The sequence below is a fragment of the Archangium lipolyticum genome, from assembly GCF_024623785.1.
GTDB classification, from domain to species: Bacteria; Myxococcota; Myxococcia; order Myxococcales; family Myxococcaceae; genus Archangium; species Archangium lipolyticum.
In genome coordinates this window covers 247,627-269,683 of record NZ_JANKBZ010000014.1, presented here as the reverse complement: position 1 = coordinate 269,683, position 22,057 = coordinate 247,627, and the positions used below count along the sequence as shown (strand labels likewise).

Sequence of the window (22,057 nt, the reverse complement as noted above, 5' to 3'; positions counted from 1 at the left end):
CGTGACGTACTCTCATTCCTTACCGATACCCTCGCCGCGCACCGCCGCGGCTTGCGCGGGCCTTCGCTCCTCCCCACCGTGCCCGTACCTCAGCTCGCGCTCGCTGCCTGAGTCGGTGAACGGTTACCAATGGTTTTGATGATCAGCTACGACCTCAACGGGCACGAGCGCCCGAAGGCCTACGAAGTTGTGAAATCTTTCATCGAGAGGAACTCCATCTCCTGGGCACGCCCGCTCAGGTCCCAGTGGTTCGTCGAAACGTCAGAGTCGCCGAACTGGTGGACTGAGCAGCTCAGGAGTCTCATCGACCAGGACGACCGTCTCTTCGTTTGTCGGATTCCCCCGAACACGAACTTGTACCAGCCCTCTTACCAGGGCTATCTCGACAATGAGATTTGGAACTGGCTGAGCCCCCGCGTCAGGTGAGCACCCGCCAAGGCAAGTCACCGTCGCTCCGCCTTACCCTGCGGCGCTCGCCTCAGCCATGGACGAGCGCCGTTTTCTTTTGCGGGTGGCGTTCTGGGCCTGGAGCGACTTCCCAGGTACGTTAAGACCGCGCCAACCCCATGGAGTGGGGACCTCCAAGAAGGCGCGTTCGGCGGCGCATTTGGGGCGTTGAGGAGTGGTCTCGCAGTGAATGCTCGTCGTTCTCACCTACTGCCCGAGCCTGCACCCTCGGGCCTCAGAAAAATGGGTAAGGTCGAAACTCGAACGGACTCCCTGGCCCATGTCCTGCTCCGGAAAAACAAAAGGCCCCAGATTCCGGAGAACCTGGAGCCCTGAAGAGTGGGGGCGGCGGGAATCGAACCCGCCGCCGTGCTTCGACTCAGCGCCCCGTGAGGTTCTGGAGGACGAAGTCCCAGTTCACGAGCTTCTCGAGGAACGTGTCGATGTACTTCGGGCGGGCGTTGCGGAAGTCCACGTAGTACGCATGCTCCCACACGTCGATGGTCAGCAGCGCCTTCTGGCCATGCTTGAGCGGCAGATCCGCGTTGCCCGTCTTGGTCACCGCGAGCTTGCCCTTCTCGAGCACGAGCCAGGCCCAGCCCGAGCCGAACTGCGTGGCGGCGGCGTTCGCGAACTCCTCGCGGAAGCGCTCGAACGAGCCGAAGTCGCGCGTGATGGCCTCCGCGAGCTCACCCGTCGGGCGCCCACCCCCGTTCGGCTTCATGCAATGCCAGTAGAACGTGTGGTTCCACACCTGGGCGGCGTTGTTGAAGACGGCTCCCTCGCTGCCGAGGATGACCTGCTCCAGCGACTGGCTCGCCTCGGGCTTGCCTTCGAGCAGCTTGTTCAGGTTCGTCACGTACGCGGCGTGGTGCTTGCCGTGGTGGTACTCGAGCGTCTCCGCGCTGATGTGAGGGGCGAGAGCATCCTTCTTGTAGGGCAGGTCGGGGAGGGTGAACGGCACGGGATACGTCCTTTCGTCTGGAGTTCTCTGCGTTATGCCTCCGCTCTACCGGCACATGGTCCATGCGTCAGCTGGTTGGACAACGGGTTGGCGGATTTCCAATGGGATGGCGCGGATGCGTGGCCTGGAGCCCATTCCCATTTCCGGCGCCGTGTCTCTTCGTCAGCTCCGTGGTTCGGGTGCAGGGCTGAGCTACGTCCCGTTCGAGCCGCCAGGGGTTCGTGGCGGCTCGGGCTCCTTGTGGAACATGCGGGCGAGGATCCGCTCCGCCGCGTCCGCGAGCACGTCTCGCTCCAGCCGTATCTCATCGCCGAAGAAGCGGTCGCCCACGCTGGCATCGAGTGCGTGGGTGGCGAGCAACTCGAAGGCCGCCGCTTCGTCGAAGGCTGTCTCGGCCGCCAGGACGCGCTTGCCCGGCTGAAGGTCCTCCTGGTCGAAGCGGCCCTCCCACGTCTCTCCCAGGGCGACGGAGAAGTATTGCAGGGCCACGTTTCCGGGCCGGGACATGTGCGAGGCCGCGACCACCGCGCGCAGCCGGGCACGCTCCTCCGGAGTCATCTGCTGCTTCCAGGCCTCGACCGTGGCATGCATGGTCTCGAGCTGGTCGCGTGCCGCGTCCTCCGAGTTGCGCATGAGATCCTCGACCCGTGCGCGGGTGAAGGCGGAGAGGGCCTCGGGCGCGACGCGGTTGCCGGCGAGCACCTGCTCGAGCAGCGCGAGCGAGGCGTCCAGGATGCGGTGCTGGCGTGCGAGGGACTCCGGGGTGAAGCCACGGTGTTCCAGGCTGGCCGCCGCCGTGGTGATGAGCCGCCGGAGTTCGATGAGCCGGTCCCGCGTGGCCTCGTCGAGCGCGCCGCGGACGCCCGACAGGAGCACGTGGAGGGCGAGGGGAAGGTGGTTGATGGCCTTGAGCTCGTGGTAGCGCCGGGTGCGCGCGGGGCCCTCGAAGCGCTGGCCTCCCCTCCGGAGGATGAGCAGGTCGTCGATCTGGGCGATGACCGGGCCCATGCTGGCGAGCACGGCCTCGCGGCGCGCGGCGTAGGCGCCACGGAAGGCCTCGTTGAGGGCCAGGAGTGGATCGGAAGGCTCCAGCGCGGCGGCGGTGGGTGGTGGGGCAGGGGTAACGGGGCACTCGGCCATGCCTGGAGCCTAACCCGGATCAGCTCTTCTTCTTTCTCGGACGCAAGGCGAGGGCGATGAACTCGGTTCTGCCCCTGACGCCATCGGCCTTGAGCTTCTGATAGATACTCCCCAATTGTTTCTTCACGGTCCCAAGCTCTTTGTTGGCCTTGTTGGCGATGTCCTTGTCGGACAAGCCCTGAGCCAGGAGGTTCGCGATCTCGGCTTCCTTGGGGGTCAACTTCTCGAGCCATGAGGTGAGATAGGGGTGAATCACCTCCTGGAATCGCAATTGCCAGTATTGGTGGCCATCCACGTGCGGCAACTGGACGAACGTCACCCTCAAGGTCTCTCCCTCGACCTTTCGTTCCCAGAGGTCCGTCCCTGTCTCGAGATTGCCCGCGTCCCGCATCAATGCGGTCAGCTTGTCCAGGAGCACACGAGGCAACCCCGATTGGGCACACTCCTTCGGCGAGAACCATTTACCGAGCAGGTCGGACACAGGACCCGTTCTCTTCACCTCCTCGCCGGTGGAAGTCAGCACCAGGAACGCCGGTTTCTGGCCATCCGGCTGTACCTCCAGGAGGTTGTCCATCAGCTCACGCTCCACGAACACCCGGCATTTCTGGATGGCTTTCGCGAGCATCGGGGTGATCTGCTGGAGGATGTACCGCTCGCGGTCGGAAAAGGGCCAGCGCTTCATCCGGTACACGCTGAGTCCTCCGTTTCCCTCCCATCCCGCCTGGGTCAGATAGACCGACATGACCTGCTCGAGTGGAACGCCCATGTCTTGACCGAGCCGGTAGACGAAGCTGGATTCCAGCGTCTCGCGCGTGATGATGTCCAAATCACGCAAGACGATGTTGCGGTGTTCCAGGTTGGCGGCGCGGATGACGTCCTCTTTCTTCCAGTCCGCGTAATGGGCGAAGTACACGGAGGGCATCTTCGCCACCAACCAGTCGTCCAGGTTGGGTTGTCCGAGCCTGGATGCGCAGAGCGCCATGCAATCCGCCGAGACCAGCTGGAGCAGGAACTCCTCGGTGCTGTTGACCAGTTCCTGCAGGGTCCGGGAATGGATCAAAGCCTCCATCAACCTGCCGACGAGCAGGCGCTCCCGTGGCTTCATTCGTTCCCAATCCAGCGTCATCCTCGCGCCTTTCTCTTGGGCCCCTCGTCCAATGTAGCCCCCCGGGCCTCCGCTGTCCCTACCTCCAAAGGAGTATGAAGACCCTCCGATCCCCGGCGCTTCTCCCCGCGCACGGGGTGGTGGATTGTGGACGCTCGCCTTCCTGGAATGGGAGCAGCGGGGACGTCACCTGCTGGCGGAGGCAGAGGAGGCGGGCATCTCCACGCGCTGCCACCGCTGGTTGCCATCGCGCCTGTAGAAATTGTCTACCTCGAAGGTGCCCGCCCGCAGTCCTCCGTCTCGAACCTCCACCGGCCCCACGCACTGCACGGGTCTGCCGCTGAGCGCCTCCGCGAGGTAGCCGTCGCGGCGCAGCACGAAGAGTGTCTTGACCAACTCCGCGAGCCTGTCACGGGTGGTGCTGAACGCCTGGGGCGGGGGAGTGCTGCTGGCACAGCCAAGAGAACCTGGCAGCACCAGCGAGCACATGAGGAGCAGGACCGGAAACCGACGGATGGGAGCGGGGGAAAGAGCTTCGCCGTGCATGGTGGGCACCTCCGGGGCATCTGGGATTCGTTCCAGTGCCTGGGCGGCAGGATGCCCCGTGAGGTCGGTCGCGTCTGTACGCCTTTAGGAGCAAGGATGGGCGATCGCTCAGAGGCGGAGGCCGGCGAAGAGCTGCACGTTGAAGCCGCTCATGCTCCAGGTGGACTGGCTGTCGGAGAGGGTCACGTTGCCCGCCCGGACGGTGTAGTTGTACTGGCCGGAAGACAGGCGCAGGCGGCCCTCGGCCCCGAGGAAGAGGTTGTCCTGGAGGAAGTACTTGCCGCCGACGCCCAGGCCCACCGAGGGGCTCACGTCGTGGCCCTTGTACTCGAAGGGCGTGCCGGCACCGTCACCGGTCACGCTCGTGGTGGTGTAGGTGATGCCCGCGAGCACCAGCCCGTAGAGGTCCACCTTCTCCAGTCCCGACGCCTTCTCCGGGACGAAGTGGTAGGTGGCCCGCGCGTGCGGCGAGTAGAACAGGTGGCTGAAGCTGTAGCCGGTGGCCAGGTTGAGCGCGAGGCAGGGGGTGACGCAAGCGCCCACCTCGAGCTCACCGCCCACCGCGAGCACGCCGGGGCCCAGCTTCAGCAGGCCCAGGTCCGCTCCCACGCCCAGGTTGACGAAGGCCAGGATGATGTCCGCGTTGAGCGTCGCGCGGATGTCGACGTCTCCCACGCCTTGCAGCCGGTTCGGACCGGACTCGGTGACGGACTGGGTCTCCGCCACCGGCGTCTGGGTCTCCTGGGCCCGCGCGGACGTCACCGTCAGCAGCGTGGCCAGACACAGCGTTCCCATCAGGGTCTTCATGGCTTCTGATATTCCACGTCGAATGTGACTTTTTGCCGGGGCTCCAGCCGGAAGGACTTCTCCCAGCGATCCTTGCCGGTGGTGACGACGAGCTGGTGCTCGCCCTCGAACAGCGAGAGCTTCGGACCCACCTTGCGGCCATCGAGGAAGATGCGTGAGCCCGCCGGGGCCCGCACCTGCACGGTGCCCCTGCCCAGGAGGAAGCGTTGGATCGTCGTGCCCTCGGGGCGCACGGTGATGGCGCGCGTCGTCCGCACCCCCTTGGCCGGGTTGCTCAGCTCCAACGTGTACGCGCCGGGCGCGAGCGGCACCGCCATCGGTGTCCGGCCGAGCCGCTTGCCATCGAGTGACACGTCCACGGGTGGCAGCACGAAGAGCTGCAGCCGGGTGGTCACCGCGGGCTGCGCGGTCGAGGGCGCTTCGGGTGTGTCCGTGTTCCCGGAGGATGGAGGAGGCGCGGAGGCCGTACCCGAGACGGGCACCACGGCTCCCGCCGGCGCGGCGGGTGGCGGACCTCCCGCGGCCACCACGGACGAGGCCGTTGCCGGGCTCGCACCACCATCCTCCGTCGGCGCGGGCTGTGCGCTGGCGGGGGACGAGCCAGTGGTTCCCGCTGAGGCCGCGAGCCCGTCCGCGTTCGCTGGGGCGGGGGCCGCGGGAGGCGTGGCGGCCACGGGCACCACGCCCGGGTCCGCGGGCCGGGCGGCCTGCTGGCGCTCGTTCCACAGGAAGAGGCCCCCCGTGGCGGCGGCGGCGGTGGCGGCCAGCGCTCCCACCATCAGTGGGACGCGCGAGCGCCGCTTCGGGTTCGGGCGTGGGAGCTCGTCGTCCTCCAGCAGGGCCTTGGGTTTCGGCTTCGGCTCATCCAGGGGCAGGGGGCGGATCGGCTCGCGGAGCGGTGGGGTGGGCTCCTCGCGTGAGAGCGGACGGGCGATCCCGGGACGTGAGTGCCGGCCGGTGAGCTCCATCACCGAGTCGATGGCATCCGCGTCCTCGTCCTGGAGGGCGATGTCCACCGGAATGTCGTCCGACTCCAGGGGCTCGGGGGACTCCACGGGAGGGACGCTGACGGAGATGGGGCGGGTCGCGGGGTACGCGGGAGGAGGAGGCGCGGGCTGAACGATCGGCATCCCCGCGCCGGAGAGCCTCCGGGACGCCTCCGCCAGGCCGATCTCCAACATCTGGCGCCGGGTGGCGCGTGCATCGCGGTCGGGCGGGAAGAGCTGGGCGAGGAACTCCGCGAAGGTCTCCGCGGAGGGGAGCCCCTGGACGGCTGCCACCACGGCCTCACGGAACTCGAGGGCGGTGGCATACCGATCATTGGCGCGCTTGGCGGTGGCGGTGCGGACCACCTCGGCCAGGGGCTTGGGGATGTCGGAGGGCAGGGGCGGGAGCTGCCGGGAGATGGTGGCCTGATCGGCGTCCGGCGTGTCCTGGAAGGGCATGCGCCCCGTGAGGCACTCGTAGAGCAGCAGGCCCAGGAGGAACACGTCGGTGCGCGCGGTGACGGCCTCGCGGCCGCCCATGAGCTGCTCGGGGGCGCTGTAGTTGCGGCGGTTGCGCACGCGGCGGCCGTTACGCTCGCGGGGAGCGACGCTCAAGGCCCCATAGCCCGTCACCTTGCACACGCCGTTGAAGGAGACCATCACGGTTTCCGGGCGCAGGTCTCCGTGCACGAGCGCGGTGCCGTCGTCGTTGCCGGCCAGGTGCGCGTAGTGGGCACCCATGGCCACGTCCGAGGCGATGAGCGCGGCGAAGGCGGGGGGAATGCGCGGGCGCACCTCCAACAGCCGGCGCAGCGACTCGCCATCGGCGAACTCGGTGACGCGGGCGAGCCCGGCCTCCAGCGTCACCAGTCCGTGGACACGCAGGATGTTGGGGTGATCGAGGACGGCGGCGCGCTGCGTCTCCCGCTGCAGCCCCGCCGTCAGATCGGGATCCCTCGCGACCTCGGGCGGAGCCCACACCAACACCACCGGACGGGGCGGGGCGCCCGTGTCGAGCGCCAGGCCCAGGAATGCGCGGGAACCCTCGCCCGCCAGGAGCGGGCCAAGGGGCTGATAGCGAACCAGACTCATTGGAGCCCCATGCTAGAGGCCCCGGCCCGGGGATCGCCAGTTCCCCCCTGTCTAGAAGGGCAGGGTGACGTGGTATCCGTAACGTCCGCGCCGCACGAGCAGCAGCACGCTGCGCGAACCCCGGGCGCTCAGCAGGGCCTCCTGGAAGGAGGCCGGCTCGGCGACCGGCTGGTTGTTGACGCGGGCGATCAGGTCTCCCGGCTCCAGCCCCACCTCGGCGGCCGCCGAGCCGGGGCGCACGGACTGGACGGACATGCCGCCGCGCACCGGCTTCACCCTCAGTCCCAGCCTGTTCCACGCGAGGGCCTCGATGAGCTGCGGCGGGAACTCCACGGGGGTGACCTGGAGGGTGCGCTGGCCGCCCTCGCGGAAGATGACGAGCGGGAAGGCGGCGCGGGCGGGGTAGCCCCGGGCGCGGGTGACGTAGTCCTCGGCGTCGGAGACGCGCGAGCCGCCCATCTCGGCCAGCACGTCGCCGCGGCGGATGCCCGCCTGGTCGGCGGGGCTGCCCGGCTCCACGTCGCTGACGACGGCGCCGTAGGTGCGGTCCCACCCGAGCTGCCGGGCGAGCCTCGGCGACAGATCCTGCGCCTCGATGCCCACCCAGGCCGGGCGCACCTTCCCGAAGCGGGTGAGCTCGTCCATGATCCGCCGCACCTTGTCCGCGGGGATGGCGAAGCCGATGCCCTGGGCGCTGGCGAAGATGGCGGTGTTGATGCCGATGACGTCTCCGTCCACGTTGAGCAGCGGCCCGCCCGAGTTGCCCGGGTTGATGGCCGCGTCCGTCTGGATGAAGTCGTTGTAGGTGCGTCCGTCCGCCTTGAAGGTGCGGCCCGTGGCGCTCACCACGCCCGACGTCACCGTCTTGCTCAGGCCGAAGGGGCTGCCGATGGCGACGACCGTCTCGCCGATCATCAGATCCGAGCTGGTGCCCAGCTTCGCGGCGGGCAGCGGCTGCTTGGAGCTGACCTTGAGCACGGCCAGGTCGTTGTTGGCGTCGCTGCCGATGACCTCGGCCTCCAACTCGCGTCCGTCGGCCAGCACCACGTGGATGGCCGAGGCGCCGCGGATGACGTGGTCATTGGTGACGATGGTGCCGTTGGGGTCCACGATGACGCCGCTGCCCAGGCCCTGCTGGCGCTGCGCCTGCGGGGGCGCGCCGAAGAACTCCTCGATCATCGAGCGGCGGCCGCGGAAGGGCGACTCCACCTCCTGCTCGGTGCCGATGAAGACGACCGCTGGAGAGACCTTTTGGACCACCTCCACGACTTCATTGCGCCGCCGGGCGGCATCGGCCCGGGCGTTGGTGCCACCAGTGAAAGCCAGCAGCACCGCGAGTGTCAGTCCCCATCGGATGGTCTGGTGCTTCACGTCGAATCCTCCCTCTGCGCGGATGCGGTGTCGGGTGAGAGACGCCCTGATTGTCGGGAACCGCGCAAGCCTTCCGACATTCCCGGAGAGCGCACTGGACGTTTCCGGACAGGGGTGAGTGGAATGAGCCCATGAGTCTCGTCCTGGTAGCGGACGATGAGCCCGCGGTGCTCGAGGTGTTGAGTCAGGTCGTCGAGGATCTGGGACACGATGTGATCCAGGCGCGCGACGGCGAGGAAGCATGGAATCTCGCGCGGGCGCGCCGTCCGAACCTGGTGGTCACGGACCACATGATGCCGCGGCTGAGTGGTCTGGAGCTGTGCCGCAAGCTGAAGAGCGACGAGGTGCTGGGCCATGTGCCCATCATCCTGTTGAGCGCGGTGCTGCCGCATGGTGCGCCCGAGGCACATGCCTTCCTGCACAAGCCCTTCGAGATCACGGACTTCGAGGCGTTGATCCGCCAGGCCCTGGCGGAGGCGCCGCGTCCGAAGGCGCTGGAGGGACCGTCGGCGGTGGAGGTGCTGGGCAACTGGGTGGCGCGCGGCTTCGAGGGACCGCTGTCCACCGCGCGAGCGCAGGTGGAGCGGCTGCGCGCGGAGGGAAGAGCGGACGGTGGGGCGTTGGAGACGCTCGGGGCCCAGTTGAAGGCCCTGGAGACGCTGACGCGGGACTTCCACGAGGTGACGGCCCTGGCGGCCCGGACGGTGACGCTCGAGCCGGTCTTGGCGGATCTGGGGGTGCACCTGCGCGGAGAGCTGGAGGCCTGGAAGCAGGCCCATCCCCAGGTGCGGTGGGTGCTGGACGTGCCGCCGGGGCCGGTGGAGCTGCGGTTCGATCTGGCGCGGATGCGGCAGGTGCTGGACGTGCTGCTGAACCATGCGAGCCGGCACGGCGGAGAGGTGCGGGTGGAGCTGGAGGCCACGCCGTCGTTGGCGACGGTGCGCGTGAAGGATCGGGGCCCGGGCATCTCGGACGAGGAGCTGCGACAGCTCTTCGAGCCCTTCCGGACAGGAGAAGGGCTGGGGCTCTACATCGCCTCGGAGCTGGCGCGGCTGCATGGCGGCGGGCTCTCGGTGGAGTCGAAGAAGGGGCAGGGCACGACGTTCAGCGTGATCCTGCCCCGGGCCTGAGCTGCTACTTGCGCTCGGACTTCAGCATCCAGCCGATCATCTTGTAGAGCAGCCGGGCGCCGACGTTGCCATCCCACTCACCGCCCTCCGGATCCGGGGCGACCTCGGTGAGGTCGAACCCGACGATGGTGCGCCCGGAGCGGACGACACCGGAGATGAGCGCGACGGCCTCGGGGAAGGAGAGCCCACCGGGGACGGGGGTGCCGGTGTGGGGGCACAGGGTGGGATCGAGCCCGTCGATGTCGAAGGACAGGTAGACGTGCTGGGGCAGGTGCTTGACGATCTCATCGACCTGACGGTTCCAGGGGATGCCATCGAAGCGCTTGTGGTTGATGTCCGAGTCGAAGAAGGCGCGGACGCGGCCGTTGGACTGCTCGATGACGCGGTGCTCGTCCTCGCTCATGTCGCGGATGGCGACCTGGACGAGGGAGTGCACGCCGGGGATGCGCTTCACCACGTTGAACATGATGGAGGCGTGGGACCAGGTGAAGCCCTCGTAGGCGTCGCGGAGGTCGGCGTGGGCATCGAGGTGGAGGACGCCGAGGCCGGGGTACTTCTCGGCGTGGGCGCGGATGATGCCGTAGGAGATGGAGTGGTCACCGCCGACGGCGCCGACGCGCTTGCCCTTGGCGAGCCACTCCTGGGCGGTGCGGTAGACGGCGTCGTGGAGCTGCTCGCAGAGCTGGTTGACCTCGGTGGAGGCGGCCCGGAGCTCGGGGTTGGAGTGGTCGATGCCACCGGCCTCGATGATGGGGACGGCGCGCGCCTTGGCGCGGGTGTTCCAGGCGCGCCACTGCTCGGGCTCGGGGAGGAGGGCGATGCCGCGCTCGTAGGGGCGGCCGGTCTCGACATCGAAGAGGTCGACCTGGCGGCTGGCCTCGAGGACGGCGGAGGGGCCGTCGGAGGTGCCACCGCCGTAGCTGGTGGTGGCCTCGAAGGGGACGGGGATGAGGACGACGTGGGCCTCATCGGGGGAGTGGGGGAGGCCGAAGATGCCGGAGTCAGGGGAGGCGGCGGCGCTGGGGTCGAAGGCAGCAGGCATGGTGGCGGCGGAGGATAAGGGTCCGTGTGCGTGAAGCAACGGTCCTCTTCTCTGGAGCCATTTCCCCTCTCCCTCCGGGAGAGGGACGGGGTGAGGGTACCCGCGCCCGTTCTCCTACCCGGCGGCCGGCCTGCCACCCAAGAGGGACCCAGAGGACACAGGGGAGAAGAAGCTGGAAGGGGGAAGGGCCCAGGTGGAGCCCTCCCCCCTCCGCTGACGGACCCTCGCCCTCGGGGAGAGAGTCAGGGTGGGGGCATCTTGCCTGGCCACCCCGTTCGCGCTTCGAGTATCGGCAAGGTACCTGGGGAGCCCGGGGGGCGCTGTGAAGCAGGCCACAGGCATCCTGTGAAGCACTTCACTCCATCGGCTCAGTCCCAGCGGAGCACGAGCTTGCCCACGGACTCGTTGCGGGCCATCCGGGCGAGCGCCTCACGGGCCTCGCGCATGGGGTACACGGCATCGACGACGGGCGTGAGCGTCCCGGCCCGGAACAGGGGGAGGAGGTGCCTCTCGGTGGCCTGGGCGAGGGCCATCTTCTCCTCGGGAGGCCGGCTGCGGAGCACGGTCCCGGTGATGCGCAGCCGCCGGGTGAGGATGACGTTCAGGTCCGCCGGGGCCTGAGCGCCAGCCACCAGCCCCACGAGCATCACGCGTCCCTGGGGAGCCATGGCCCGGAGCGTCTCCGGGAGGTAGTCCCCGCCCACGAGGTCCAGCGTCAGGTCCACGCCGCGCCCGCCGGTGGCTTCGCGCACGGCCTCGGCGAAGCGCGGGGGAGAGACATCACACAGCACCGTCTTCTCCACGCCCCAGGCGGAGGCGCGCGAGAGCTTCTCCGCGTTCCGCCCCGTCCCGAAGACCCGGGCCCCCATGGCGCGGCAGATCTGCGCGGCTGCGGAGCCCACGCCGCTGGCCACGGCGTGGATGAGGACGGACTCGCCCATGCGCAGTCCGCCCTGGAGCACGAGCGCGTCGAAGGCGGTGAGGTAGGCCTCGGGGAGCGAGGCGGCCTGAGCGAAGTCGAGGTTCTCCGGCATGGGGAGGGCCTCTCGCTCATGGGTGATGAGCTGCTCGGCGAAGGCGCCACCGCCGACGAGTCCCATCACCCGGTCACCGACCTTGAAGCGGCGGACGAGGGGGCCGGTGGCGATGACCTCGCCGGCGTATTCGAGACCAGGAACATCGGGGGGGGCGCCGGGCGGAGGGGGGTAGGCGCCGCGGATCTGAAGGAGGTCGGCGCGGTTGAGGGCGGTGGCGCCCACGCGCACGAGGAGGTCCGAGGGACCGGGAGTGGGAGCGGGACGTTCCTCGAAGTCGAGCACCTCGGGGCCGCCGGGGCGGGTGATGCGGAGGACCTGCATGGGGGACACCTCACTCAGGGGCTGTTGAACCGGCGCAGTCAAGCACGGATGCTCCCGCGTCACGACCTTCGGGTGACGAGGTGCGTGACGAGGGTGAAGTACGTGAAGAGGGTGATGTTGTCGGAGATGGCGAGCACCAGGGGCGCCGAGGCCATGTGCGGATCCACGCGGAAGCGGTGGAAGAGGAAGGGCAGCACGGCCCCGAGGATGGCGGCGAGCGATGTGGACAGCGTGATGGCGATGAAGAGGACGAAGGGGAAGACGAGGTTGGGGGCGTAGATGCGTCCGAGGAGGGCCACCACCGTAGCCGCCATCATCCCGGCCAGGCTGGTGCCGAGCACCTCGCGGCGCACCTGGGACCTGTCCACATGCTGCTCGGCGAGCATGGATGTGGACACGGCGGTGGTCTGCACCCCGAGGCTCTCGGAGAGGACGAGCACCATGGGGATGAAGGCGGCGACCACGACCAGCTCCTCCACCGTCCGCTCGAAGATGCGCGAGATGGTGGCCGCGAGAAATCCCCCGCCGATGTTGACGAGCAGCCAGGGGAAGCGCCGCAGGGCCATCACGAGGGGGCGCCGCTCCTTGCTCTCGTTGTCGGGGAGGCCGACGAAGCGGTACACCTCGCCGCGCACCCGGCCCTCCACCTCGTCGAAGAGGGTGTCGGAGAAGGTGTCGACGAAGTTGCTGACCTCCACCACGCCGACGATGCGGTCCTCGGTGTCCACCACCGGGAAGGCGAGGAAGCGGTAGGTGACGAAGAAGTCCTCCACCAGCGAGTCCGGCGCGTTCGCGGGCAGCTTCACCACGCGGGTGAACATGAGCGAGGAGATGCGCTCCTCGGGCGAGGCACGGATGAGCTTGCGGCTGGGTACCACGCCCACCAGACGGCCGGCCGGATCGCACGCGTAGCAGTAGAAGATCTCATTGGTGCCGGGCGCGGCGCGGATCTTCTCCAGGGCCTGGGCGACGGTGTCCTCGGCGCCCACGGCGACGAAGTCACGCGAGAGCCGATCGCTGCGCAGCAACGTGTGTTCTTCGTCGGCAGAGGCCACGCGGGACTCTAAACGCGCTGGCCCGTCGGAGCGTCAAGGCTTATGACTACGGCGTGTCCACGACTGTGCGAGAGTGTTCCATCTGCCGGAAGCCGGTTGCCCCGCGCGCCGAGAACCCGGCGTTTCCCTTCTGCTCCAAGCGCTGCCGGATGGTGGACCTGGGGCGCTGGCTGGGTGAGGAGTACCGCGTCCCGGATCGTCAGGCCGACGAGCAGGAAGACGAGCTTCCGGCCGATCAGCACCCCGAGCGCGGCGGCGACGCGTGAGCGGGCTGTGCGACCTGCACTGCCACCTCGTGCCCGGGGTGGATGACGGGGCGCGCACGCTGGAGGACGCTCTGGAGATGGCGCGGGCGCTGGTGGACCTGGGCTTCACCACGGTGGCTCCCAGTCCCCACGCGCGGCCCGAGTACCCCTCGCACTCGCGGGAGATAGTGGAGGCTCGGCTGGTGGAGCTCCGCGAGGCGCTCGAGCGCGAGGGCGTGAAGCTCACGTTGGGGACGAACGCGGAGAACTTCCTCGACGAGGCCTTCTTGCGCGGGCTGGGGACGCCGGAGGCGCGGCTGCTGGGAGCGGGGAAGTACGTGCTGGTGGAGCTGCCGTATACCTCCCCGGTGCCAGCGCTGACGGACATCCTCTTCCGCATCCGCCTCAAGGGGGTGACGCCGCTGCTGGCGCACCCGGAGCGCTGCCTGGAGTTCGAGCGTCCAGGCCGGGCGGCCGAGGCGGTGCGCACCGGGGCGCTGCTGCAACTGGACGTGGGAGCGCTGACGGGGCGGTACGGAGGGACGGCGAAGAAGCTGGCACGCGCCTTCCTGGAGGATGGGCTGTACGCCGTGGGGGCCACGGATCTGCACGGACCGGTGGGGGCGCGGGAGTGGGTGGGGAAGGCGCTGGCCGAGCTACGGAGCAGGGTAGGCGAGCGGGCCTTCACCCGGCTGATGGCCACGTCGCCAGCCCGATTGTTGACGGGGGAAGCCCTGGAGTCCGGGCGAGGGTGACGATATACGGGCGCCGTGAACCGCGCCGTCAAGCTGATTGCGAGCCTGCTCGTCACCCTTCTCTTCACCTGGTGGGCCTTCCGGGACACGGACTGGCACTCGCAGGTGTCGAGCCTGAAGTCGGCCAACTACCTGTGGGTGTTGCCGTACTTCGCCATCCTGACGCTCATCCACCTGTCGCGGACGCTGCGGTGGGGGTGCCTGCTGTCGGGACTGGAGCGGGTGCCCTTCAAGAAGCTGAACGAGGCGTCGGGCATCGGCTTCATGATGCTGCTGGTGCTGCCGTTCCGGTTGGGCGAGTTCGCGCGGCCCTTCCTCATCGCGCAGCGCAGCTCCATCCGCCGGAGCGCGGCGATGACGTCGGTGGTGCTCGAGCGCATCACGGACGGCATGTTCGTGTCGGTGGGGATGTGGGTGCTGCTGCTGTTCGTGACGGCGGAGGTGCCCGAGGTCCGCTACGTGAAGCTGGGCGCGACGCTGATGTTCGCGGTGTTCGGCGGCGGGCTGGCCTTCCTGCTGTTCGCGCTGAAGCACCAGGCGAGCGCGGTGCATCTGGTGAGGGCCACGGTGGGCCGCCTGGCGCCGGGCGTGGCGGACAAGATGGCGGACGTCGTGGACACCTTCGTGGGGGCCATGAGGCAGCTGCCGGATCGCCGCCAGATGACGGGCTTCTTCCTCTACACGCTGGTGTACTGGGCGCTGAACGGGCTGGGGATGGCGGTGCTGTCGCGGGCGTTCGGGACGATGAACCTGACGCCCTTCCAGGCCTACGTGGTGATGTCGGTGCTGGTGGTGGGGGTGATGATCCCCGCGGCACCGGGCATGGTGGGGACGTTCCAGGCGGCGGTGAAGGTGGGGCTGTCGCTGTTCCTCCCGGCGTCGGTGGTGAACTCGAGCGGGTTGGCGTACGCGAACGTGCTGTGGCTGTGCCAGACGGTGCAGCAGATCGGCTTCGGCGTGGTGCTGATGTCGATGGCGCACGTGTCCTTCAAGGACATCGCGGGCAAGCTGAACAAGGAGCAGGAGGCCACCTCGTCGCTGCCGTCGGCCTGACCCACCCACCCCTCTCCCTTCGGGAGAGGGACGGGGTGAGGGTACTGTCTACAACTCCTCGTTGAGCCAGCGGATGATGGCGTCGCGGATGGAGGCGGGGCGCTCAACGGAGCCACGGGTACCGAATCCGCGGCCCATGTCCGCCGGGGGCGGAGCCTTCTCGCGGGCCAGGGCCTGGGTACGTCCCGGGGAGGGCATGGCGGTCCTCACTGTCCGTCTCCGGGGGCGGACAGGCGGCCGTACTTGGCCAGCAGGTCCTCCACGGCCTCGCGGAGGTACTCGCTCTGGTGGATGCGGGTGCGGCGAGCGAGCTCGCGCAGCTTGTGGACCTGCTCGATGGGCACGAGCACGTGGGTGGAGACCACGGACTCGGCGGCGTCGGGGCCGTTCGAGTCGGCCGAGGCGGGTGTGACCTCGGAGCTCATCGGGCTGGAGCTGGCATCCTGCATCGGACTTCCTCCTCGGGGCTGCTACAGGCCACTACTGGCCTGTGGGAGGCATTAGGGGGGCAGGCGAGCGAGCCGTCAAAAAAACCATCGAGGGAGCCATGGCTTGACGGAGCCGGAGGGCACTGCTACGTGCGGCTCCCAGCAAGGGGAGTAGTTCACGCCGGAAGAGAGCGGCGTCGGGGAACTCGACACACTGGCCCGGAAGGGCCCGGGTCCCCACCTCGGCGGTGCGCGAGGCGAACGAGACCTTCGGACAGGGATCAACCTGGCCGAGGTCCGTCGTGCGCGCGAAAGGCTCCCACGATTCCTCGGCTCGAACACGCGGTACGAGGTGCGTCGTGACGTTGGAAGCGATCATCGGTTCGTTCGTGTTGGTGGCCGCCAGCGAGATGGGGGACAAGACCCAGCTGCTGGCCTTCTCCCTGGCGTCGCGCTTCCGCAAGCCGTGGGTGGTGATGGCGGGCATCCTGGTGGCCACGCTGGCCAACCATGCCCTGGCGGCGAGCGTGGGCAGCTGGGTGTCCGCGCACGTGCCGCCGCGGGTGATGGCGGGCATCCTGGCGGCGCTCTTCATCGGCTTCGGCCTGTGGACGCTCAAGCCGGACACGCTGGACGAGACGGCGAGCCCGGCCCGTTTCGGCCCCTTCATCACCACCGTCATCCTCTTCTTCCTGGCGGAGATGGGGGACAAGACGCAGTTCGCCACGGTGGCGGTGGCGGCGCGCTACCAGTCGGTGTTCTGGGTGACGGTGGGCACCACGCTGGGGATGATGGCCTCCAACGGGCTGGCCGTGTTCCTCGGCGAGAAGCTGGCGGGCAAGGTGCAGGCGAAGTGGATCCGCTGGTCCGCCGCCTCGCTCTTCTTCCTCTTCGGCATCGTCTCGCTGGTGGCCGCGGTGCGGGGCGTGTCGCCAACGGCTTGAGGGGAGTCAGGCAGGTGTGGCGCCCCGGGGCAGCCGCACGGTGAAGCGGGTGCCCGTGGCCTCGCTGGAGCTCACGGCGATGGAGCCGCCGTGGGCCAGGACGATCTGCTGCACGATGTAGAGCCCCAGCCCGAGTCCCTGGCGTGACGAGTGGGCGCCGCTCCCGGCGCGCCGGAAGGGATCGAAGATGTGGGGCAGCAGGGTGTCGGGAACGGGCGTCCCCTGGTTCGTCACCGTGAGGACGAGCTCGGGGCCGTCCTCGCGCAGGTCCACCTCCACCGGGGTGTCCTCGGCCCCGTGCTGGAGCGCGTTGCCCACCAGGTTGGTGACGACCTGGGCGAGCCGGTCCAGGTCCCACTCCCCCGCGTAGGGCCCCCGGCCATGGGACAGCACGACGCGGCCCGGGTGCGTCACCTCGAGCTCCTCGAGCGTGTTGCGCACCAGGTCCACCAGCTCGCCCGGACGGCGCTGCAGGGGGATGCCACCGCCCGTGCGGGCGCGGGTGAAGTCGAGCAGGTCGGTGATCATCCGCGACATGCGCTCCGCGCTCCGGGAGATGCGCCGCACCCCGGTGAGCGCGGGCGCGGGGATGTCCTCGCGGCGCAGCAGCATCTCGGAGGCCAGCGAGATGCTCTGGAGCGGGCTGCGCAGATCATGGCTGACGATGCCCACCAGCCGCTCGCGCAACTGCTCGGCGCGCTTCTGCTCGGTGATGTCGCGGAAGAAGACGGCCAGCCCGCCCTCGCTGGTGGGAAAGGCGCTCATGCCCACCCAGAGATCCAACGGAGGGTAGTACTCGTCGAACTGCACCGGCACCTTCTGCTCCATCACGTGGTGGAACTGGCGCCAGTAGGTCGATTCGGGTGTGGCGAGGGTGGGGAACACCTCCCAGAAGACCCGGCCGAGCGTGTCCTCGCGCCGCGTCCGGGAGATGCGCTCCTGGTTCTCGTTCACCAGGATGATGCGGAAGTCCTTGTCGAGGACGAGGATCGCCTCTCCGTGCTCCAGTACCTCCACGGCGCGCTGGCGCTCGCGCAGGGCCTTCTCGGCCTGCTCGCGCAGCCGCGTCTGCTCGCGCAGGAGCCGCTCGCGCTCCGCATCGTGGCGTTTGCGCTCGGTGATGTCGTGGAAGTAGACGGCGAGCCCCTCGTCGGTGGGATAGGTGTGGAGCTCGAACCAGCGATCCCACGGGGCATAGTAGTTCTCGAAGGTGAGGGAGATACGCTCGGCGGCCGCGCGGCGGAAGTTGTGCTCCAGGCAGGTGCCCAGGACCGCTGGGTAGAGCTCCCAGTGGTTGCGGCCCAGCAGTGTCTCGCGAGACTGGCCCAGGAGGCGCTCGGCCTCGCGGTTGACGTAGATGAAGCGCCACTCGTGATCGAAGGCCTCGAAGGCCTCGGAGATGCTCTCCAGGATGGAGATGACCCGGTTCTTCTCCCGCTCGACGGCCTCGCGTGCGCGCACCCGCTCGGTGATGTCGAGCACCGTGCCGATGAGGCGTACCGGCCGGCCACTCGAATCGAAGAAGGCCCGGCCGTTGGAAGACAGCCACCGCTCGATGCCGTCCTGGAGGCCCACGATTCGGTAGTCGGTCCGGTAGGTGTGGCTGCCGGCCGGATCCAGGGCATCCCGCACCAGGCGATGGGCGCGCTCGCGATCCTCGGGGTGCAGCGCGGCGAGGAAGGTGTCGTAGCTCTCCACCCTGGCGTCCGGGGGCAGGCCGAAGAGGACCTTGCAGCGCTCATCCCAGAGCAGGTCGCCGGTGGTGGGATCGTAGTCCCAGGTGCCCAGGCCGGTGGCCTCCACGGCCAGGCGCAGGCGCTCCTCGCCCAACGGGAGTGCTTCGATCCCGCGAGAGATGGGCGGGCGGCGGGCTTCGGAGGACTGGCCGTTGAAGGCGGAGACGATGCGCGTACTGGCGGACTGGAGCTCATCGAAGAGCCGTTGGGTGTCCTCGAGGGTGGGTTGCTGGCCGGGAGGGAGGGACTCCCAGAGGCGCGAGAGGAGCCGGCCGAGGAGGACGTGCTCGGCCATCACATCCCCCAGGGTGTAACCGAGCCGGAGACGCTGGCCGAGGTGGGCCTCCTCCAGGCACCGCCGGTCATGGCCGGGCCCGCCCCGCTGGCCTCGTGAGAGGGCGCACAGCGCATCGAGGTACGCGGGGAGGTTGTCGAGGATGTCCCGGCGGCTGACCTTCCGGGCGGAAGGGAGCCGGCTGGCCTCCTCCAGGTAGCGTTCGAGGAGGTTCTCGCGGTGCTGCTCGATGAGATCGGCGATTGACGGCATGGGCGAGGAGAGACCTCTCGTACGTACCAATGTTCACCAATCGGGCCCCACCCAGTCCGCCCGCTCCCTCTTCGGATGGGCGCGCTGGCCGAGCCCTCCCGTATTCAGGAGACAGGCATCAGCCTCCAGGATGCGAGGTGGAATATGCGCATCGTCATCCTGTCTCTTGCCCTGCTCGTGGCCCTTCCCGCTGGAGCCAGGGCCCAGGCACCCGGGGGGGAGCACGAGGGTCATGGTGGGCACGCCACTCCCGGCGAGCAGGAGACTCATGGCGAGCCCTCGGCTCCCAGCAAGGACGAGCCCCGGGGCGAGCACGAGGGCCCCGGTATGCACGGCGCCGGACACAGGGGTCGCATGGCGGGGCATGCGCCCGAGGTCCGCTCGCTCCGGGACATTCCGCTGATGCGCCGGGGTTCCGGCACCTCCTGGCAGCCGGACCTCATTCCGTCGTCGATGCTGCATTGGGATGTCTCGGGGTGGGGCCTCATGTTCCAGGGCCTGCTCTTCGGCGGCTACGACGTGCAGGGCGGCCCCCGAGGAGAGAGCGCGCTCGCCGGAATCGGCTGGCTGATGCTCATGGTGGACCGGGAACTGCCCTCGGGGCAGCTCGTCGCGAGCGTGATGATGAGTCCCGAGCCCTTCACCGCTGGGGCCAACGGGGGCTACCCGCTGCTGCTCCAGACGGGAGAGGCCTACAGGGACGAGCCGCTGCGCGACCGGCAACACCCGCATGACCTCTTCATGGAGTTGGCGCTCTCGTACACCCACTATTTCTCGGACACCTGGGGGCTGCTGCTCTATGCGGCGCCCGCGGGCGAGCCAGCGCTGGGGCCCGTGGCCTTCCCGCACCGCGCGTCGGCCTGGTACGACCCGCTGGCCACACTGGGACACCACTGGCAGGACGCCACGCACATCTCCTTCGGGGTGCTCACGGCGGGCGTCGTCACCCCGGCGGCGAAGCTGGAGGCCTCCTGGTTCAACGGCCGCGAACCCGACGAGCACCGGTACAACCTGGACCTGCGGACCCCGGACTCGTACTCCGTGCGGCTATCGGCCAACCCCACGGCGCGTGTCAGCACGCAGGTGTCCTACGGCTACCTGAAGAGTCCCGAGGTGCTCGAGCCGGATGTTTCGGTTCATCGGCTCACCGCGTCGGCCACGTACCATGCGCCCTTCGGGGAGCGAGGCTTCTGGGCGACCACGGCCGTCTTCGGCCGCAACGTGGAGGGCGAGCACGCGGGCACCAACTCCTTCCTCCTGGAGAGCAGCCTGGACCTGGATGGGCACCACGTCGTCTTCGGGCGTGCCGAGTACGTGGAGAAGTTGGGGCACGACCTGGTCCTCCCCGAGGAACTGGAGGAGGGCATCTTCGACGTGGGTGCCCTGGTGCTGGGCTACGTCTACAACTTCGGCCCTTTGGGACCGGTGCGGCCAGGGGTGGGCGTGCGCGGTGCGCTGAACGTGGTGCCCGAGGGGCTCGAGCCCTTCTACGGCAGCCGCACCCCGGTGGGCGGCATGGTGTACGTCCGGCTGGCCCCGGCCGGGGGCCATCGCTGAGTCAGACGGATGCGGATAGAAAAAAAGCCCTGCTTCCCGAGACTTGGGAAGCAGGGCCTTGGCCAGGGTCGGACTTGAACCGACTACCTGCGGTTTAGGAAGCTGTACCTGGCGGTGCTGGGGGCCAGCAACTACACGTACGCGGAGCCCGTCTTCGGCGAGGACACCGCCACGTGGGTGGGGTGCAACCAGAGGGCGTTGTCGTACTTCGCGGGAGTGCCGCAGGTGGTGGTGCCCGACAACCTGAAGGCGGCAGTGACGCGAGCCAACCGGTACGAGCCGGACATCAACCCCAGCTACGCGGACATGGCCAGGCACTACGGCTTCGCGGTGGTGCCGGCGCGGCCGCGCAAACCGCGGGATAAGGCGAAGGTGGAGAACGGAGTGCTGCTGGCCGAGAGGTGGATTCTGGCGGCGCTGCGCAACCGGCGCTTCACGTCGCTTGGCGAGGTGCGCGAGGCGGTGGCGGTGCTGCTGGAGAAACTCAACACGCGACCCATGCGCAAGCTGGGCAAGAGCCGCCGGCAACTCTTCGAGGAGGTGGAGAGGGCGGCCCTTAAACCGCTGCCGGACAAGCCCTACGAGCTGGCGCACTGGAAGAAGGCGCGCGTCAACGTGGACTACCACGTGGAGTTGGAGGGGCACTGCTACAGCGTGCCGTACGGGCTGGTGGGGCAGCAGATGGAGGTGCGCTACACGCAGACGTGCGTGGAAGTGCTGCTGGGCGGCCGGCGCGTGGCCAGCCACGTGCGCAGCGAGGAGCGCGGACGCTTCACCACGCTGGCCGAGCACATGCCGGCCAGCCACCGCGCGCACGCTGAGTGGACGCCCAGCGGATGCGGAGTGGGTGCACCGGGAGAACAAGAAGCTGTCTTCGCGCCTGCGCAACGCGCGACTGCGCCAGACGGCGTGCCTGCTGACGAAGAAGAAATTGACCGTCCACCTGGGTACGGCTCTGCGAGAGGCCAGGCTCAAGACCCAGCTGACCCAGGCGGACGTGGCCGACCGCGTGGGCGTGGCCACCGAGGTGTATGGGCGCATGGAGCGGGGCAACCTGACGCCCAGCGTCCTCACCCTGCGCAAGCTCTGCATGGTGCTGCGGGTGGACGCCAGTACCGCCCTGGGGCTCGAAGCGCGCGAGGCGGTGACCTGGCCACAGGAGTCCGCACCCACCCCGGAGGAATCACCGCAAGCTCACGTCCGAGAGGTGGGGGTCGGCCGTCTCCAGCAGCTTGCGCAAGAGCGCCAACCTCTCCGGCGGCCACTCCTGCAAGATGTGGATGATGCGGCTGAGCTCCGGGTGCTCACCAGCCGCGGGTGGAGGGGCGGGTGCCGTCGCCTGGTGGGCTTGAGCACCCAGAGACAGGAGCGCATCCGAGGAGATGCCCAGGGTCTCGCAAATGCGCCGCAGCGTGGGCACGCTGGGCACCATCGCGCCTCGCTCGACCCGGCCGTAGACGCCGGGCTTCAGGCGCACCTTCTTGGCCACCTCCGCCTGCGTGAGACCCAGCCGCAGGCGAGCAGCTCGGGCCGAGTCCCCCAGAGCTTGTCGCAGCTTCTCGTCCATTGTGCCCGTCTACCGCAAAGGACAGAGGACCGCGACGAGCAACTCCCAGCAGTGATGAGTCCGGGCATGCAGTCGTGGGCGGTGGTGGTGCCGTCAACGTCTATCCCTCTCGGCTCATGTCATGGTGCGGAATCCTATCCACCAGATTGTCAGTGCCTACGCATACCTGATGGGTTGACGTT

20 protein-coding genes and 2 pseudogenes are annotated in these 22,057 nt (G+C 68.8%); 8 read left to right on the top strand and 14 right to left on the bottom strand.

Annotation, left to right across the window (positions count from 1 at the left end; genetic code table 11):
• Positions 1 to 826 precede the first annotated feature (826 nt).
• The 7 genes from NR810_RS28585 to NR810_RS28555 all read right to left on the bottom strand — a co-directional run bounded on the left by NR810_RS28585 (position 827) and on the right by NR810_RS28555 (position 8,458).
• Positions 827 to 1,411 (bottom strand): superoxide dismutase, encoded by a 585-nt coding sequence (locus NR810_RS28585; protein ID WP_257457342.1) that lies wholly within the window; start codon positions 1,409 to 1,411, stop codon positions 827 to 829.
• Between the two features lie 192 nt (positions 1,412 to 1,603).
• Complete coding sequence (locus NR810_RS28580) at positions 1,604 to 2,551, bottom strand: hypothetical protein (protein ID WP_257457340.1); 948 nt, start codon at positions 2,549 to 2,551, stop codon at positions 1,604 to 1,606.
• Positions 2,552 to 2,570: 19 nt separating this feature from the next.
• Positions 2,571 to 3,656, bottom strand: coding sequence for a helix-turn-helix domain-containing protein (locus NR810_RS28575; RefSeq protein ID WP_257457339.1), 1,086 nt, complete (start codon positions 3,654 to 3,656; stop codon positions 2,571 to 2,573).
• A gap of 186 nt (positions 3,657 to 3,842) precedes the next feature.
• Positions 3,843 to 4,202, bottom strand: coding sequence for a hypothetical protein (locus NR810_RS28570; RefSeq protein WP_257457338.1), 360 nt, complete (start codon positions 4,200 to 4,202; stop codon positions 3,843 to 3,845).
• A gap of 108 nt (positions 4,203 to 4,310) precedes the next feature.
• A complete protein-coding gene (locus NR810_RS28565) occupies positions 4,311 to 5,009 on the bottom strand; it encodes a hypothetical protein (RefSeq protein ID WP_257457337.1) in 699 nt (232 codons plus the stop codon).
• Positions 5,006 to 7,087 carry a serine/threonine-protein kinase gene (locus NR810_RS28560; protein ID WP_257457335.1) on the bottom strand — a complete coding sequence of 694 codons (2,082 nt, stop codon included), beginning with the start codon at positions 7,085 to 7,087 and terminating at the stop codon, positions 5,006 to 5,008. Before NR810_RS28560 ends, NR810_RS28565 begins: the two co-directional genes overlap by 4 nt.
• A gap of 51 nt (positions 7,088 to 7,138) precedes the next feature.
• Positions 7,139 to 8,458, bottom strand: coding sequence for a trypsin-like peptidase domain-containing protein (locus NR810_RS28555; protein ID WP_257457334.1), 1,320 nt, complete (start codon positions 8,456 to 8,458; stop codon positions 7,139 to 7,141).
• A 131-nt stretch (positions 8,459 to 8,589) separates the two neighbouring features.
• On the opposite strand from NR810_RS28555, the gene NR810_RS28550 reads away from it, so the two are divergent.
• Positions 8,590 to 9,588 (top strand): ATP-binding response regulator, encoded by a 999-nt coding sequence (locus NR810_RS28550; protein ID WP_257457333.1) that lies wholly within the window; start codon positions 8,590 to 8,592, stop codon positions 9,586 to 9,588.
• 4 nt (positions 9,589 to 9,592) lie between these two features.
• Here NR810_RS28550 and NR810_RS28545 read toward each other — a convergent pair whose 3' ends face one another.
• The 3 genes from NR810_RS28545 to NR810_RS28535 all read right to left on the bottom strand — a co-directional run bounded on the left by NR810_RS28545 (position 9,593) and on the right by NR810_RS28535 (position 13,043).
• Entirely contained in the window at positions 9,593 to 10,630 is a 1,038-nt protein-coding gene (locus NR810_RS28545; RefSeq protein WP_257457332.1) for an agmatinase family protein, read from the bottom strand.
• Positions 10,631 to 10,998: 368 nt separating this feature from the next.
• Positions 10,999 to 11,988 carry an NAD(P)H-quinone oxidoreductase gene (locus NR810_RS28540; protein WP_257457331.1) on the bottom strand — a complete coding sequence of 330 codons (990 nt, stop codon included), beginning with the start codon at positions 11,986 to 11,988 and terminating at the stop codon, positions 10,999 to 11,001.
• 59 nt (positions 11,989 to 12,047) lie between these two features.
• Positions 12,048 to 13,043 (bottom strand): magnesium transporter, encoded by a 996-nt coding sequence (locus tag NR810_RS28535; protein WP_257457329.1) that lies wholly within the window; start codon positions 13,041 to 13,043, stop codon positions 12,048 to 12,050.
• A gap of 53 nt (positions 13,044 to 13,096) precedes the next feature.
• Here NR810_RS28535 and NR810_RS28530 point away from each other — a divergent pair, with 53 nt between their 5' ends.
• Genes NR810_RS28530 through NR810_RS28520 form a run of 3 tightly spaced genes read left to right on the top strand, consistent with a single transcriptional unit; the run spans position 13,097 to position 15,096 of the window.
• On the top strand, positions 13,097 to 13,309 hold the full coding sequence (locus tag NR810_RS28530) for a DNA gyrase inhibitor YacG (protein ID WP_257457323.1): 213 nt from the start codon (positions 13,097 to 13,099) through the stop codon (positions 13,307 to 13,309).
• Entirely contained in the window at positions 13,306 to 14,043 is a 738-nt protein-coding gene (locus NR810_RS28525; RefSeq protein ID WP_257457321.1) for a tyrosine-protein phosphatase, read from the top strand. The genes NR810_RS28530 and NR810_RS28525 overlap by 4 nt, the downstream gene beginning before the upstream one ends.
• Before the next feature lie 15 nt (positions 14,044 to 14,058).
• Positions 14,059 to 15,096, top strand: a complete 1,038-nt coding sequence (locus NR810_RS28520) for a lysylphosphatidylglycerol synthase transmembrane domain-containing protein (RefSeq protein WP_257457319.1) — start codon at positions 14,059 to 14,061, stop codon at positions 15,094 to 15,096.
• Between the two features lie 48 nt (positions 15,097 to 15,144).
• Here the strand turns inward: NR810_RS28520 and NR810_RS28515 are convergent, their stop codons facing one another.
• On the bottom strand, positions 15,145 to 15,294 hold the full coding sequence (locus NR810_RS28515) for a hypothetical protein (RefSeq protein WP_257457318.1): 150 nt from the start codon (positions 15,292 to 15,294) through the stop codon (positions 15,145 to 15,147).
• A gap of 8 nt (positions 15,295 to 15,302) precedes the next feature.
• On the bottom strand, positions 15,303 to 15,545 hold the full coding sequence (locus NR810_RS28510) for a ribbon-helix-helix domain-containing protein (protein WP_257457317.1): 243 nt from the start codon (positions 15,543 to 15,545) through the stop codon (positions 15,303 to 15,305).
• Between the two features lie 344 nt (positions 15,546 to 15,889).
• Here NR810_RS28510 and NR810_RS28505 point away from each other — a divergent pair, with 344 nt between their 5' ends.
• A complete protein-coding gene (locus NR810_RS28505; protein WP_257457355.1) occupies positions 15,890 to 16,468 on the top strand; it encodes a TMEM165/GDT1 family protein in 579 nt (192 codons plus the stop codon).
• A 6-nt stretch (positions 16,469 to 16,474) separates the two neighbouring features.
• Here the strand turns inward: NR810_RS28505 and NR810_RS28500 are convergent, their stop codons facing one another.
• A complete protein-coding gene (locus NR810_RS28500; RefSeq protein ID WP_257457315.1) occupies positions 16,475 to 18,751 on the bottom strand; it encodes a sensor histidine kinase in 2,277 nt (758 codons plus the stop codon).
• Between the two features lie 144 nt (positions 18,752 to 18,895).
• Between NR810_RS28500 and NR810_RS28495 the strand changes: the two genes are divergently transcribed.
• The 3 genes and pseudogenes from NR810_RS28495 to NR810_RS52630 form a co-directional block, all read left to right on the top strand.
• Positions 18,896 to 20,308 (top strand): hypothetical protein, encoded by a 1,413-nt coding sequence (locus tag NR810_RS28495; protein WP_257457310.1) that lies wholly within the window; start codon positions 18,896 to 18,898, stop codon positions 20,306 to 20,308.
• Between the two features lie 114 nt (positions 20,309 to 20,422).
• Positions 20,423 to 21,076: pseudogene (gene istA, locus NR810_RS52865) on the top strand (IS21 family transposase); the annotation flags it as partial.
• A 79-nt stretch (positions 21,077 to 21,155) separates the two neighbouring features.
• Positions 21,156 to 21,359: pseudogene (locus NR810_RS52630) on the top strand (helix-turn-helix transcriptional regulator); the annotation flags it as partial.
• Between the two features lie 132 nt (positions 21,360 to 21,491).
• On the opposite strand, the gene NR810_RS28480 reads toward NR810_RS52630, so the two are convergent.
• Entirely contained in the window at positions 21,492 to 21,875 is a 384-nt protein-coding gene (locus NR810_RS28480) for a helix-turn-helix transcriptional regulator (RefSeq protein ID WP_257457308.1), read from the bottom strand.
• Positions 21,876 to 22,057 lie beyond the last annotated feature (182 nt).

Coding starts and splice junctions, on each gene's coding strand:
- NR810_RS28580 (WP_257457340.1), bottom strand. CDS start 2,551: ATGGCCGAGTGCCCCGTTACCCCTGCCCCACCACCCACCGCCGCCGCG.
- NR810_RS28510 (WP_257457317.1), bottom strand. CDS start 15,545: ATGCAGGATGCCAGCTCCAGCCCGATGAGCTCCGAGGTCACACCCGCC.
- NR810_RS28560 (WP_257457335.1), bottom strand. CDS start 7,087: ATGAGTCTGGTTCGCTATCAGCCCCTTGGCCCGCTCCTGGCGGGCGAG.
- NR810_RS28515 (WP_257457318.1), bottom strand. CDS start 15,294: ATGCCCTCCCCGGGACGTACCCAGGCCCTGGCCCGCGAGAAGGCTCCG.
- NR810_RS28500 (WP_257457315.1), bottom strand. CDS start 18,751: ATGCCGTCAATCGCCGATCTCATCGAGCAGCACCGCGAGAACCTCCTC.
- NR810_RS28495 (WP_257457310.1), top strand. CDS start 18,896: ATGCGCATCGTCATCCTGTCTCTTGCCCTGCTCGTGGCCCTTCCCGCT.
- NR810_RS28540 (WP_257457331.1), bottom strand. CDS start 11,988: ATGCAGGTCCTCCGCATCACCCGCCCCGGCGGCCCCGAGGTGCTCGAC.
- NR810_RS28565 (WP_257457337.1), bottom strand. CDS start 5,009: ATGAAGACCCTGATGGGAACGCTGTGTCTGGCCACGCTGCTGACGGTG.
- NR810_RS28545 (WP_257457332.1), bottom strand. CDS start 10,630: ATGCCTGCTGCCTTCGACCCCAGCGCCGCCGCCTCCCCTGACTCCGGC.
- NR810_RS28550 (WP_257457333.1), top strand. CDS start 8,590: ATGAGTCTCGTCCTGGTAGCGGACGATGAGCCCGCGGTGCTCGAGGTG.
- NR810_RS28570 (WP_257457338.1), bottom strand. CDS start 4,202: ATGCACGGCGAAGCTCTTTCCCCCGCTCCCATCCGTCGGTTTCCGGTC.
- NR810_RS28575 (WP_257457339.1), bottom strand. CDS start 3,656: ATGAAGCCACGGGAGCGCCTGCTCGTCGGCAGGTTGATGGAGGCTTTG.
- NR810_RS28480 (WP_257457308.1), bottom strand. CDS start 21,875: ATGGACGAGAAGCTGCGACAAGCTCTGGGGGACTCGGCCCGAGCTGCT.